The following is a 13900-nucleotide window of genomic DNA, read 5'->3' as shown; positions in this document are numbered from 1 at the left end:
GTTATAGTCAGAATTCGTGCATTTGGTGGATAGCGACAACGGAAGAGAGGGCGCTCATGGCTGTCGACATGGCGAAACAATTAAGGGTTGACGACCTTATCACGCAGGTGCGCGAGATGTATGCGCGAGACCTGGGTGACCAGCACATCGAAATTCTCTATCAGTCCGCGCGGCGCACGATGAAAGGGCAGGAGTTTAGCCCCACGCGCGTGCAGGAAGAGAGCTTAGGACGGCTCACTCAGCTTGGATTTGGGATCAAGCACGAGAGCCGCACCCGCGGCACCACATTCGACGTGACGCCGGACTATATCGCTCCGTCGCTCATGCTCCCCGGCTACCATGACATCTTCCGCTACCAGGCGGGCCGCAACGCTGAGCGCACGCGCGAGGAATTTGCCAACACGGTGCGCGCGATTCTGGAGCCATCCGTCGTAGAGTTGCTCGATCGCCGCGGCATTGACGCCTTGAGCAAGTTCCAGGCTATCGTGACGGATCGTGACATTGCCCGCACTCCTGCCCCTGAGTTGGAAACGAAGGCGGTCATGTCCCTCGTCGAGCAGGACTGTCTCGCCGACGAAGAGAAGACCATCTTCTTCGGCCTTCTCGGTCGACGCCACGAGTATCGGCTGACCACCAAGGGGCAGAGCCTGCTGCGCCTCGCGGAAGCTTTCAAGGAGCTCATGGACCTTGGAGTGACGTTTGTCTTGAATGGAGAGCAGGAAGAGGCGGAGGAATCTTAACGGCAGGGAAGCTGTCTCCGCCAAAGTCCTGAAATGCTTTCTTGCAGGCACATTGAGCCTTGCTTCCGCAATGGCAACTGCCAGTTGGCAACCCTCACGTGAACCGGTCACTATTAGTTCGTACACCCCCTGGATGCTTCGGCGAAAGGGCGCAAGGCTGCCTTACGGCAGCCTTAGCTACTTAAAGAATGTTGCCTACCTCCATGGGCAGCATCTGCACTGGGTTCAGCATGCAATTCCGCCCGTGGGCGGCACGGCGCCCATTAGGCTGAGCATCGGCAAGTCAAAGTAGCGCGGGGGCTTGTCCCCCGCATTTCTGGGCCGATGGAATTCTCCGCGAATCCTTACCGAATAGCTGACCTTGGGCTGGATTGGCGCCGGCTTCCTCTCACCCCCGGCCCTCATTCGAGCGAAAAAAAAGTCCTCGCGCCGCTGACCAGAGCAATGCAGAGACCTGCAAGGAGAAATGAATTCCCGATCCAAGGCAGAATAGAGTGCACGATGCGGCTAAGTGCCTTTCAGGTCTTCCCCCGGCTCGTCGGTTAACCGCTCAATGGTCGAGATTTCTATGGTACAATGTGGGCACAGACTCGTTTGCAGAGGCACAATTATTGCTTGATTTCTCTCAGCACAGCGTTGGCACGGAGCGTGGGTCGGAACGCGCGGTACTCGTCTGCGTCGCGCTCGGCAATGATTCCGAGCAATGGCCGGTGCAGGAATCCCTGCAGGAGCTTGCCAGCCTCGCCCGCACCGCCGGCGCCATCGTCGTCGACACGTACTACCAGCGGCGGCGTAAACCGGACCCGGCAACCTTCATTGGCAAGGGCAAGGTGGAGGAAATAAAGGCGCTGCGGCACGAGCAGGCCTACGACCTGGTCATTTTCGATAACGACCTCACGCCCAGTCAACAGCGCAACCTTGAAGAGAAGCTTGACGTCAAGGTACTCGACCGCACGGCGCTCATCCTCGACATCTTCGCCACGCGCGCCCAGACCACCGAGGGCAAGCTGCAGGTCGAGATGGCGCAGCTCACGTATCTGCTCCCGCGGCTCTCCACGCTCTGGGTAGAATTCTCGCGTCTCGGCGCGGGCATTGGCACCCGCGGCCCCGGCGAGACGCAGATTGAGTCGGACCGGCGGCTCATCCGCCAGCGGCTCTCACACTTGCGGTCGCGACTCGAAGCGGTGCGCGCCCGGCGCGCCCGCCAACGAGCCCGGCGCACGGTGAATGACATTCCGGTGGCATCGCTCGTCGGCTATACGAACTCCGGCAAGAGCACGCTGCTGAATGCCGTGACACAGGCCGGCGTGCTGGCTGAAGATAAGCTCTTTGCTACCTTGGATCCCACCACGCGCCGCGTAAAGCTGCCTAACGGACTGGAAGTGGTATTCAGCGACACCGTGGGTTTCATCCGCCATTTGCCGCCCATGCTCATAGCGGCATTTCGCGCGACGCTCGAAGAGATCCTGGCCGCCGACATCTTACTGCACGTTGTGGACGTCAGCCATCCGCAGTCCGAGCGCCAAGTAGCGGCGGTCTACCAGACCCTGGCCGACCTTGGCATCGAAGATAAGCCCATCATCACGGTCCTCAACAAGATCGACCGGCTTGAGGGACTCGCGCCGAATCCGGCGGATCACCCCAAGCCTGTGTTCGTTTCCGCCCGTGAAGGGGACGGACTGGAGACGCTCTTAGATACGGTGGCGAACACATTAGACGCGCAGCTTTCGGTAGACGTGCACGTGCGCATCCCCTACCGAGAGGGGCGATTGGTCAGCCTCTTCCACCAGCGGGGCAGCATTCGCCGCGAGCAACACCGTGCCGACGGCACCGTGATCGAAGGGACGCTCCCCCGAAAATACTGGCCGGCACTACGACCCTACGCCGTCGGCTCAACCTAGCTCATTCAGAAAATGCACCTGCTATTATGACCCGCACCCAGCGCCGTACGATTCCTATCATCTACACGCCGCTGCATCAACCCCACGTGCCGCGTATCGAGCTTTCCTACAATGTTGTAGTAGATCATCCGGAGGTGCCGGAGCGCGTCGAAGTGATGGCAAAAGCCTTGCAGCAGGCGGGGCACGCCGGAAGCTTTGTGGAGCCGAGCATGTTCCCGTTTGAGTTCGCCGCCGAAGTGCATGATGAGAGTCTCCTCTCGTTCCTCGAGCAGACCACCTCCCGCCTCGCCGAGTCTGATGACGACTCCGTGCTGGAAACACCGTACACCATCAGTCCCGACACGCCGCTGGCGGCGAATACGCTGGAAAAGGCGTGGCTGGCATCGTGTGTGGTGCTCACCGGCGCCGAAATGCTGCGAGGCGGAACGCCCTGTGTCTATGCCTTGGAGCGCCCGCCGGGGCACCATGCGGGCCGCTACAAATACGGCGGCTATTGTTACATCAATCACGCGGCGGTGGCTGCCAGCGTTCTCAAAGCACACGGCCGCGTCGCCGTACTCGACATCGACTTCCACCACGGCAACGGCACGCAGGACATCTTCTACGACACCGACGAGGTGCTCTACGTCAGCTTGCACGGCCATCCCGCCTGGGCGTACCCGCGCTTTAGCGGTTGGCCGGAAGAGACGGGCACAGGCGCGGGCGAAAACTTCAACCTCAATCTGCCCCTGCCCATGTTCACCCAGAATGATGCCTTTCTGGATGCCTTCTCTCAGGCTCTGGAGAAGATCGCCTGGTTTGCTCCTGCCTATCTCATCCTCTCAAGTGGGTTCGACACGCGAGCCGGCGATCCCGTCGGCGCCTTTTCCCTCAACGATGAGTGCTATCAGGCCATTGGCGAACAGCTAGCCTCGCTCTCCGTGCCGCTACTCGCAGTCCAGGAAGGCGGCTACGACCTGGAGGGCCTGGGCAAAGCGGTGGTTGCGCTGGTGGATGGGCTCGCGCAGTCGTGAGCGAACGAGACTAGCCAGCGCGCTTTAGATACAGCTTTCCTGAAATCTACATTTCCGGCAGAAGCCGGAATCTGTCTTCGCCAGTTACTGAACTCCGGATTCTGCCGGAGCAACATGCTGCAGGTCGACATTCCTTCTTCCCACTCCACGGGACAGCCGATGCCTGCGGCAACTGCCAACTTCAGGTTGCCCCCCTCTTTACGTCGTCCATTCAAGAATTCCGCTACAGTCTGCAACCCAGTGGTCGCTTGCCATTCACGCACACTGGATGACTCATCATCGAGAGTGCGGCAGAACTCCATCCCCGCGCGAGGCGGTTCGCTACCGTTCGTGCCTCTACGGGAAGTCAGCCTACCTCGCTGCATGCCGGCAGTGCCAATGGGAGCGCAATAGCATCGTTGCGCGCCCCATCCATCTCGTGCGGCGGCGCCGTATGAACGCAGCGTAGACACTATGTGAACATTAGATGAACTCTTCTTCTCTCATGCGCCAAGCGCGACAAGCCGTTTACTGCCTTGTATCGCGCCAGTTCGAGGAGATAGAGGAAAGCGCGAGTTGCGTTTGCCAAAGCTGCTCTTTCCCAGTCATAGCAACAATGTCCGCATCTTTATCTGATTGTTAACATGGCCCAACTGTGCGTTGACCGCAATTCGGAGCCCGTGATACTTTTCCTCACTGTTGAGAGAAGAACTTTGTTCCCTGCCCGCGTTCACTGGCGTAGGTTTGCACAGGGTGGCACCCTCCCTGCCCACGGCGAGATGAGGAAAAGGGGAGTGCACCACGTTCGGTTGGCGGGCGCGAAGGGACAGACTGCTGTCGCACCAAGAATGGGAGGAATGAAATGACAGCACCGCTTCGGATGAGCAGACGACGGTTCACTTTTGCCGCGGCAGGCGTGGCAGGCTTTGCCCTGCTGGCTGCGTGCGGAGGAGATTCCGGCGCTGGCGAGAGTGATGGACTGGCTGGCGAGAGTGATGAGCTGAAAGGAGACATCATCGTCGATGGCTCCAGCACGGTCTTCCCCATCACCATGGCCGCTGCCGAAGAATTCAGCATCATGCATAGCGGCGTGCGCGTGAGCGTAGGCGTCTCCGGCACGGGCGGCGGCTTCAAGAAGTTTGCCGCCGGCGAGACTGACATATCGGACGCTTCGCGGCCCATCAAGCCCTCCGAGATGGAGGCGGTAACTGCCGCCGGGCTTGAGTTCATCGAAATTCCGGTTGCCTACGACGGCCTCACCGTGGTCGTCAACCCCGAGAACGACTGGGTAGACTGCCTGACGGTGGACGAACTGAAGAAGATGTGGGAACCGGCAGCGCAGGGCGAAGTCACGAACTGGAATCAGATTCGTGATAGCTTCCCGGATATGCCGCTGGACCTCTTCGCCCCCGGCGTGGATAGCGGTACGTTCGACTACTTCACCGAGGCCATCGTTGGCGAGGCCCAGTCCAGCCGCGGCGACTTTCAGGCCAGCGAGGACGACAACGTGCTCGTGACCGGCGTCTCCGGCAGCAAGAGCGCCATCGGCTACTTCGGTCTTTCCTACTACGTGGAAAACACCGATAAAGTCAAGGCCGTCCCGATTGACTCCGGTAACGGCACGTGCGTGGAACCGTCCTTCGCAACGGTCGCCGACGGCAGCTACCAGCCGCTAAGCCGCCCGATCTTTATCTATGTGCGGAAAGACGCGGCAGAGCGTCCTGAGGTGGATGCGTTCGTCAAGTACTATCTCAGCAGTGAGTTCACGCCCCTGATTTCCAGTCCCGAGGTTGGCTACGTGCAGCTCTCCAGCGAGATCTACGCGGCGCTTACCCAGCGCTTCGCTGATCGCGTCACCGGCACGTTGTGGCCGAACGGCGCTGAGGTCGGCGCATCGCTCGACCGCTACATGCAGTAAGAGCCGTCTTCGCCGCAACCCAAGCAGCGTTACTGCGGCGTACATCAATCCAATTGAAGACACGCTACCGGCATTCTCCCGCGCGGAGAGTGCCGGGGCTGGCTCCCCCGCCGCGTTGCGCCTGGTGAGAAGCCAGCCTTCGAATACAGTTGAATCGTAACGCAGCAACTGCATGATGTCGGCAGTTGTGAAGAGAGGAGCTCCGATGGCAGAGGACGTATCCCCGTTCTCGCACTATCCGTCGCGCAACGACATGAGCAAACGGGCGAGCCGCAACTTGAAAGAGGAAGCCATACGCTATGCGCTCATGGCAACGGCAACGCTCTCTATCGTTACGACCCTCGGCATCCTCTTCTCCCTCATGGGAGAGACGTTGTTCTTCTTCAGGGAAGTTTCAATCTTCGAGTTTCTCACCGAGACCGAGTGGACCCCACTCTTCTCAATAAAGAAGTTTGGGATCTGGCCGCTGGTCACTGCTACCGCGCTTGTCGCCTTCATCGCGCTGGCGGTGGCTATCCCCACCGGCCTGCTCATCGCAATCTACCTCAGCGAATTTGCTCGACCGCGGGTACGCGACGTCGTCAAGCCCGTGCTTGAGGTACTCGCCGGTGTGCCCACCGTCGTTTACGGCTACTTCGCCCTGACGTTGGTGACGCCAATCCTGCAGGAGTTCATTCCGGGATTGCGCATCTTCAATGCACTTAGTGCCGGCATCGTGATGGGCGTCATGATTATTCCGATGGTAGCCTCCTTGAGCGAGGATGCCATCGGCGCCGTGCCGCAGGCATTGCGTGAAGGGGCGTACGGTTTGGGAGCGACCCGCTTTGAGGTGGCTACCCAGGTCGTGGTCCCGGCGGCGCTCTCCGGCATCGTGGCCTCGGCAGTGTTGGCGCTTTCACGCGCGGTTGGCGAAACCATGATTGTCTCTATCGCGGCGGGCCAAAACCCCACATTTACGCTGGACCCCCGTGTGCCGATAGAGACGATGACCGCGTACATTGTGCAGGTAAGCCTTGGAGACACGCCGTTTGCCTCGCTTGAATATCGCACGATCTTTGCCGTGGGTACCATGCTCTTCATCTTGACCTTTGCCATGAACATCTTCGCTCACTGGTTTGTCCGCCGCTTCCGGGAGGAATATGACTGATGGCTGAAGAAACCCGTACGGTTAGCCGCAGCGAGCCAATCTTCAAAGCCAGCATGCAGTGGCGGCGCATCAAGGCCCACTTCTTTGTGGTGTTGGGCCTGCTGAGCGTGTTGCTCGGTGTTGTCACGCTGCTCGTGCTTCTGGCAGACGTAATTATTCAGAGCACCGGTTGGCTGGACTGGCAATTCTTTACCAGCTTCGACTCGCGTTTTCCGGAACGTGCCGGGATTAAGGCGGCACTCTTCGGCACGCTCTATATGATGCTCTTTACCATGCTGCTCGCCGTGCCCATTGGAGTTATGTCGGCAATCTACCTGGAAGAATATGCCGGCGATAACTGGTTTACCCAGTTTATTCAGGTGAACATTGCCAACTTGGCCGGGGTGCCATCTATCGTGTACGGATTGCTCGGCCTGCAGGTGTTCGTGCGTTGGATGGAGATGGGGCGCAGCGTGCTGGCCGGTTCATGCACCATGGCGCTGCTTATCCTACCCATCATCATCGTTGCTTCCCGCGAGGCGATACGCGCCGTGCCGCCAAGCATGCGGGAAGCTTCTTTTGCGCTTGGCGCTTCCAAGTGGGAGACCGTACGCCACCACGTGTTGCCGTATGCCCTGCCCGGCATGCTCACCGGCGCCATTCTGGCGGCGGCGCGCGCCATCGGCGAAACCGCGCCGCTCATTACCATCGGCGCCCTGACGTTCGTGCCGTTTCTCCCTGAACATCCGCTCGATCGCTTTACCGTGTTGCCGATTCAGATTTTCAACTGGGTCTCACGCGCACAGTCGGAATTCCATGAACTGGCGGCAGCCGGCATCATAGTCCTGCTCGTCGTACTCATTGCGCTAAACTCCGTAGCAATCTATCTGCGTCAACGACTTCGCACTAAATATTAGCCCAGGGGAAGGGATGAACAGTATGATAAAGGTGCCATTAAAGAAGGCCGATGCGGAAGAAAGCACTGTCGAAGCTGTGGTGACGCAACCTGCCCCTGCGGAATTGCCGAAGGACGCTCCAATGGAGATTCCCGATCCGGCCGTTGAAGTGAATAACTTCAGTCTATGGTACGGGGATTTCCAGGCCGTTACTGATGTCTCCATCAGGTTTCCGCGCAAGAAGATCACGGCCGTCATCGGTCCCTCCGGCTGCGGCAAGAGCACGCTGCTGCGTGGGGTCAACCGCATGAATGAACTCATCGGCGGCGTGCGTACTCAAGGCAACGTGCTGTTGGAAGGCACGGACATCTACGCGGATACGGTGGACCCGGTTGAGGTGCGGCGGCGCATCGGCATGGTCTTCCAGAAGCCGAACCCGTTCCCGCGCTCGATCCGCGACAACATCCTTTTTGGCGCGCGCGTCAACGGCTATCAAGCCGACGAGGATGAACTGGTGGAAGCGGCGCTGCGCGGCGCGGCCCTCTGGGATGAGGTCAAGCACGATCTGAAGCAGAGCGGTCTCGCACTTTCCGGCGGTCAGCAGCAACGCCTCTGCATCGCCCGCGCCATCGCGGTCTCACCGGAAGTGCTGCTCATGGACGAGCCGTGCTCCGCGCTGGACCCTATCGCTACGCTGAAGATCGAAGACCTCATGCGCGAGCTTGCCAAGGACTTCACCATCATCATCGTTACCCACAACATGCAGCAGGCCGCCCGCGTCTCCGACTACACGGCCTTCATGCTCTCCGACGACACAGCCCGGGGCAAGCTCATCGAGTTCGGCCCCACCACCGACCTCTTCACAATTCCCACGGACGAGCGCACCGAGGCGTACATTACCGGCCGCTTTGGCTAGAAACTTTGCCGGAAGGTTACGATCAGATACAAGACAGCACCGCAATTCGGCGGTGCTGTCTTGTATGGCTAATGGGTTTCAAAGAAGAAGGATTCCCGGGGAGCACCTCTGCCACTTGTCGCCTGCTGTGGCAATGCAGAATGCGGATGTAGTTTGTCCTATTACCATCCATTTAGGATTTCTACGGTTCCAAAGGGTGTGCAAGAATCGGCCGGAGGCATCGTGTGCTGAGAGTACAGGGGCGACCAAAATGCGTCCCTAGAGCGATCAACCGATGTCATCATCCCTAATTGCCATTAGCCTCGGACCTGCCTTGGTAAGTAAAATCGTAAAGTACAGTGGGCCACACGCACTCTCAAATTGCCGCAAGAGTGAATCCAGTTTTGTTGTCAACAGCAGGTGCACATCCCTCGCGGCTAATGCACTCTCTCTTCCAACGTGACCGCGCAGCCAAATCACTGAAACACCTAGCTTTTTCATTAGGACCCCATGCTCACGCTGCGCACCTAGATCTTTGGTCACCCAAATGTAGTTCTTCTGCGCCATCCATCTTAAGAGTTCTGGGTCTTTAGTTCCCCGTTTGTCTTCAGGAAATGTGTCGACTGGGTAACCTACAAGGCCAAGTGCTTGTGCAGCTCTCTTGGGTAAGTTCTCGTCAAGAACAAACCTCATGCTCTTAGGCCGCACTGTTTAGATGGGTCTCCCACTCAAGTGCACATCTTACTTGGTCTCCTTCCAAGTCGAACATTTCAGCAAGAGAAGCCTCGCTATTGCCATCTTGCTTCAATGACCAAATCGTCTTGGTATCAATTCGCGTGCCTTCGATGCATGGCGATCCAAACTGAATTTCAGGGTCGATTAGTACGCTCTTCTTGGGACGCCAGGATTCTGGTGTTTTATCGGCTCCAAACGAAAGACCGTGGTCGGGAACAGGGATTAGGATTTGAGTCAATAACTCATCAAAAGCAGTCTGGCCATATTTCGAGGCTGCAATCAACTTTTCCTTAGAGCTTACAAACAACTCCAACTCGGCAGTCCACATATCCTCTAATAAGAACGGGTGTTCGGTATCGCAAACTTCACTAATGTACTTTTCCGCAAGTTCAATCTTTCGGTAGGATATTCCTCTGGACCGAACAAGTGCAATCATTCGCAAGCGTATAAGGTCGAAAAACGTTATTACACGTTTTTTCTTTGACATCCCGTCCCGACGCGTCCACCGTGCTAAGTGCCTTGCAGTTGGCTTAATGGACGCACCTTTGGATTCAATAGTGGCAGGCGTCGTTGCCCGCAGTAGCCTTGCAGCATCCGGTAAGGTGTAAAGTCCCCTAAAGAGTTCTTTTTCTGTCTGTGTCATTGTAAACCGTCCAAACCTCGCTCTGACTTTGAGAAACCGAACATACCAAATGCAGGACAATTCGAACCTACAGTTAGAATGTCACAGAAAAGACTCAACTAGGATTATGGTTCGGCCCTCAGCAAACTACTGCCCAAGTATCCGCCGGATGAATATAGGACCGCCAGATAGGGTCTTGATAAACAACGGGGTTACTAGCGGAATGAGTCCGGCTGTGGCTAATTTCCAGATATCGAAGGGCACAGCATGTCAATTGCAATCGTTGCTACCACCAGTGGCCAAATGCAGACTAAGTGCGAACCACGAGTACTCTTGGGCACTAGGCACCTCAATCGCTAGCAAGCTGTTGCTATTCGGCGGAAATGTAAGTACGCTCTTTGCCGCGTTCTTCGACGCGTCTAGCATTGTTGGTGGCATGACACTGTCTAGAGGGCGTCATGCTTTCTACTTCTCAACGAGCTCGGCTTAGGGCCCTTCCTCAGACTTGCCTAACTGCTCCTAGACCGAAACGTAACACTTGTACATTCCACTGTCAAGGAACAATCAATTGGGTCTCGGCACTGCTCATTCCGGCCCTCCATGCCCCATTAGACGTACTGCACTTGGAAATTCGCTTCGGAAGGACGTTCGAAACGGCAGCCAGAAAATCCATTCACATTCAGTCCTAGACGCTTCATGCCAAGTTGACACTCTGTGCTCATCTGCATTCAACCTGGAACCGTCATTCACGATTCTCCCTATTGAAGCCTTCCAGTATCTCGTTCATTTTTTAACTGCTAGTCCCGCTGTAACTGATATTGTGGTATCTCTACCGGCTGGCCGCCGTTGGCGGCGGATTCGGCGGCGCAGACGCCCGGCAGACTGTACATGATGCCGTCGTAAACGTCGATGGGCGCGGGACTGCCCTCGCGGATGGCCTTCATGAAGTCCTTTAGCATGAACCACTCGGCGGTGCCGTGACCGCCCAGAGCGGCGGTTTCCGGCGCATCGGGGAAGTTTGTGCCCAGGGGGAGATTGTCTGGCACGACAAACTCTCGTTCTCCGGCGTAGCGGAACTTCGGTTCGTCCTTGCCGATCCAGCCGGAGTCAAACGTCGCCTTGGTGCCCATGAACACCTGCCGATGGTTGCCCCAGTGGGAATTGGCAAACGAGCAGGAAATGCGCACAACGCTATCATCGGTCATGCGGAAGATCGCCACCTGGATGTCGTCGAGATCCGGTTCGTAGTGCTCTTTGGTCCCCAGACACACGACCTCCACCGGATACTGTCCGGTGACCCACATGATCGGGCCCAGGCTGTGCGTGAGATACGTGATTGGGGGCATGGGCGACCGCCAGATACGATTGCCATGCTCGTCGCGCCGCAGTTTGGGAATGTTGTGAATGTACTCGGCTTCCGCGGCGAAGATCTGTCCCATGTCCCCGCGTTGGTTGAGGTGCTTGAGAGTGTGTACATACGCCCAGTAGCTGCAGTTTTCACCGCACATATAGAGGGCGTCACTCTTTTCCGCCGCGGCAACGAGTTGGTCGGCCTCTTCCCGCGTGGCAAGGATGGGAATCTCGGAGATGACGTTCACGCCCGCCTCGAGCACCTGTATGGAATGCTTAGCGTGCTGGGGCGCCGGTGTCGCCACCACCACGAGGTCCAAGTCCTCTACCAGCATCTCCTCTAGCGTGGCGTAACCCTTAGGCACGTTGTGCTCTTCACAAATCGTTTCCCGCCGTTCGGCGTTCATATCGGCAATTGCCGTAACGCTCACGCCGTCCATGGCCTGCAACACGCGCACAAAACTTCGCCCGCGCCGCACGCCGAATACGCCCGCACGCAATTCGCTGCTCATAGCACTCCTCGCTCCACTTTGCCGAAGATTCTATTCGAGTCCAAAATTGGAACCGCCTAGGCCTCCGTGATCATCTCCTCAAGGAAGTCTCCCACACCGTTGTTCACAAAGACCGCGCTGGTGTCGAACCGGAGGAAACTACACCCTTCATCGACGCGCATCCTTCTCTTTCACTTTCAGTACATCGCTCCGCTGGGGATCTGCTGCGCCCGCGGCTTAGCTTAAATTCCCTCACCTGGGGGAGAGGGTTAGAGCCTGCCCCGTACGTGATACGGGGGTGAGGGCGACAAATCAGGCTGCGCCCTGCGCTAACCGCCGCGCTGCAGTTGGTACTGGGGAATTGCGACCGGCCGGCCGCCGTTGGCGGCGGATTCCGCCGCGCAGATACCCGGCAGGCTGTACATAATGCCTTCGTAGACGTCGATGGGCACCGGTCCGCCGGTGCGGATCGACGTGAAGAAGTCCTCCAGCATGTACCATTCGGCAGTGCCGTGTCCACCGAGGGCAGCGGCTTCCGGCGCATCGGGATAGTTCGTGCCCAGCGGCAGGTTATCGGGTATGGTGAAGTCTCCTCCCGCGTAGCGGAATTTCGGCTCATCCTTGCCGATCCAGCCGGAGTCAAACGTTGCCTCGGTACCCATGAAGACCTGACGGTGGTTGCCCCAATGGCAGTTGGCGAAAGAACACGTTATGCGCACGACGCTGTCATCAGTCATGCGAAAGATGGCCATCTGAATGTCGGTGAGGCCCGGTTCGAAGTGCTCCGCTGTACCCAGACAGACCACCTCCACGGGATACTGGCCGGTGACCGACATCACCGGGCCGAGGCTGTGGGTGAGGTAGATGATCGGCAGCATCGTCGCCCGCCACGTGGGATTGCCGTGTTCGTCGCGCCGCAGACTGGGGATGCTGTGAATATACTCGGCTTCCGCGGCGAAGATCTGTCCGAAGTCTCCCCGCTCATTGAGGTGCCGGAGAGAGTGCACGTACGCCCAGTAATTGCAGTTCTCGCTGGTCATGTAGAGCGCATCGCTCTTTTCAACGGCGGCTACTAACTGGTCGGCCTCCTCCCGCGTGGCGAGCGTAGGAATTTCGGAGAGCACGTTCACGCCCGCCTCGAGCACCTGTATGGCATGCGCGGCGTGCTGGGCTATCGGTGTGGCTACCACCACGAGGTCCAAGTCTTCTGCCAGCATCTCCTCAAGCGTGGCAAAGCCGTGGGGCACGTTGTGCTCGTCACATACCGTTTGCACCCGTTCGGCGTTCATATCCGCTACGGCCGTCACATTCACGCCATCCATGGCCTGGAGCACACGGACAAAGCTCAGCCCCCGACCTACGCCCAAGACTCCCGCCCGCAAATCGCTGCTCATGGCACTCCTCGCTCTGCTACACTTACGAATTCACATCCGCTCCGAACACAACGCTGCCTATCCCAGCGTCTCAATTTCCTGCCGGAGATTCTGCATGCCGGTACTTACAAAGACACTATCGTTGCCGAACCAGAGGAAGCGGAAGCCCTCAGCAACACGCTGCTGGGCTTGCTCGTAGCTCTGGCAGACGTAGCCAGCCGCGGTGCCGGTGCGTTTGCCGGCGGCGGCGACCTGCTGCACCAGCGCCTCATGGTGGGCCTCGTCATGGCCGTGGGCGTGCACGTTGATCATGAGGTCGCCGGGGCCGATGAGCACGACGTCCACGCCCTCCACCTGCATGATGCTCTCCACGTTGGCAATGGCCTCTTCACTCTCCACCATGACGATGACCATGACCTCATCATTGGCGGCGGCAAAGTAGTCCTGCGCGGTACCGCCCCCGATGAGATTGAGGCGCATGCCGCCGCCGGAGCGGGTGCCAGCGGGCGGGAATCGCGCCGGGCTCGCAGCGGCCGCGGCCTGTTCGGCGGTCTCCACCATGGGGACAATGACGCCCAGTGCCCCCATGTCGAGCACGCGGTTGATGGTACCGGGCTCGTGACCTTTCACGCGTACGATGGGCGCAGTATCGGTGTGGAGAAAGCGCGCTAGCGCGTTGTTCAGCGACAGTTCGGTCCACTGCCCGTGCTGCCAGTCAAAGCTCACGAAGTCGAAGCCCACGTGGGCGACTTGCTCCGCCAAGTCCGGCGAGTCGATGCCCATCGCGGGTCCGGCGGTGACGCCCCCGGCGCGGATCTTCGCCAGCGCCCGATTCTTCTGCATTTTTTCTGTGCTCCTTGC

General features: G+C 58.5%; 11 protein-coding genes. 7 read left to right on the top strand and 4 right to left on the bottom strand.

Features of this window, described 5'->3' with window-relative positions:
* The first annotated feature begins 56 nt into the window (after positions 1 to 56).
* The 7 genes from OXE05_09395 (at position 57) to pstB (ending at position 8489) form a co-directional block, all read left to right on the top strand.
* Positions 57 to 740, top strand: coding sequence for a hypothetical protein (locus OXE05_09395; protein MCY4437530.1), 684 nt, complete (start codon positions 57 to 59; stop codon positions 738 to 740).
* A 611-nt stretch (positions 741 to 1351) separates the two neighbouring features.
* The gene (gene hflX / locus OXE05_09390) at positions 1352 to 2641 is read left to right on the top strand and encodes a GTPase HflX (GenBank protein MCY4437529.1); all 1290 of its coding nucleotides are present in this window, start codon (positions 1352 to 1354) and stop codon (positions 2639 to 2641) included.
* A 26-nt stretch (positions 2642 to 2667) separates the two neighbouring features.
* Positions 2668 to 3654 carry a histone deacetylase family protein gene (locus tag OXE05_09385; protein ID MCY4437528.1) on the top strand — a complete coding sequence of 329 codons (987 nt, stop codon included), beginning with the start codon at positions 2668 to 2670 and terminating at the stop codon, positions 3652 to 3654.
* An 841-nt stretch (positions 3655 to 4495) separates the two neighbouring features.
* A complete protein-coding gene (locus tag OXE05_09380) occupies positions 4496 to 5551 on the top strand; it encodes a PstS family phosphate ABC transporter substrate-binding protein (GenBank protein ID MCY4437527.1) in 1056 nt (351 codons plus the stop codon).
* A 253-nt stretch (positions 5552 to 5804) separates the two neighbouring features.
* Complete coding sequence (gene pstC / locus OXE05_09375) at positions 5805 to 6698, top strand: phosphate ABC transporter permease subunit PstC (protein MCY4437526.1); 894 nt, start codon at positions 5805 to 5807, stop codon at positions 6696 to 6698.
* Positions 6699 to 6751: 53 nt separating this feature from the next.
* Positions 6752 to 7594 (top strand): phosphate ABC transporter permease PstA, encoded by an 843-nt coding sequence (gene pstA / locus OXE05_09370; protein MCY4437525.1) that lies wholly within the window; start codon positions 6752 to 6754, stop codon positions 7592 to 7594.
* A 121-nt stretch (positions 7595 to 7715) separates the two neighbouring features.
* The gene (pstB, locus tag OXE05_09365; protein ID MCY4437524.1) at positions 7716 to 8489 is read left to right on the top strand and encodes a phosphate ABC transporter ATP-binding protein PstB; all 774 of its coding nucleotides are present in this window, start codon (positions 7716 to 7718) and stop codon (positions 8487 to 8489) included.
* 676 nt (positions 8490 to 9165) lie between these two features.
* Here the strand turns inward: pstB and OXE05_09360 are convergent.
* The 4 genes from OXE05_09360 to OXE05_09345 all read right to left on the bottom strand — a co-directional run bounded on the left by OXE05_09360 (position 9166) and on the right by OXE05_09345 (position 13882).
* The gene (locus OXE05_09360; protein MCY4437523.1) at positions 9166 to 9846 is read right to left on the bottom strand and encodes a DUF433 domain-containing protein; all 681 of its coding nucleotides are present in this window, start codon (positions 9844 to 9846) and stop codon (positions 9166 to 9168) included.
* Between the two features lie 776 nt (positions 9847 to 10622).
* Positions 10623 to 11687, bottom strand: a complete 1065-nt coding sequence (locus OXE05_09355; protein ID MCY4437522.1) for a Gfo/Idh/MocA family oxidoreductase — start codon at positions 11685 to 11687, stop codon at positions 10623 to 10625.
* A gap of 308 nt (positions 11688 to 11995) precedes the next feature.
* Entirely contained in the window at positions 11996 to 13060 is a 1065-nt protein-coding gene (locus OXE05_09350) for a Gfo/Idh/MocA family oxidoreductase (GenBank protein MCY4437521.1), read from the bottom strand.
* Positions 13061 to 13117: 57 nt separating this feature from the next.
* A complete protein-coding gene (locus OXE05_09345; protein ID MCY4437520.1) occupies positions 13118 to 13882 on the bottom strand; it encodes an aldolase/citrate lyase family protein in 765 nt (254 codons plus the stop codon).
* Positions 13883 to 13900 lie beyond the last annotated feature (18 nt).

The sequence above is a fragment of the Chloroflexota bacterium genome (genome assembly GCA_026710945.1).
In the GTDB taxonomy this organism is placed as follows: domain Bacteria; phylum Chloroflexota; class UBA11872; order VXOZ01; family VXOZ01; genus VXOZ01.
This window is presented reverse-complemented; position numbering and strand designations above follow the sequence as displayed.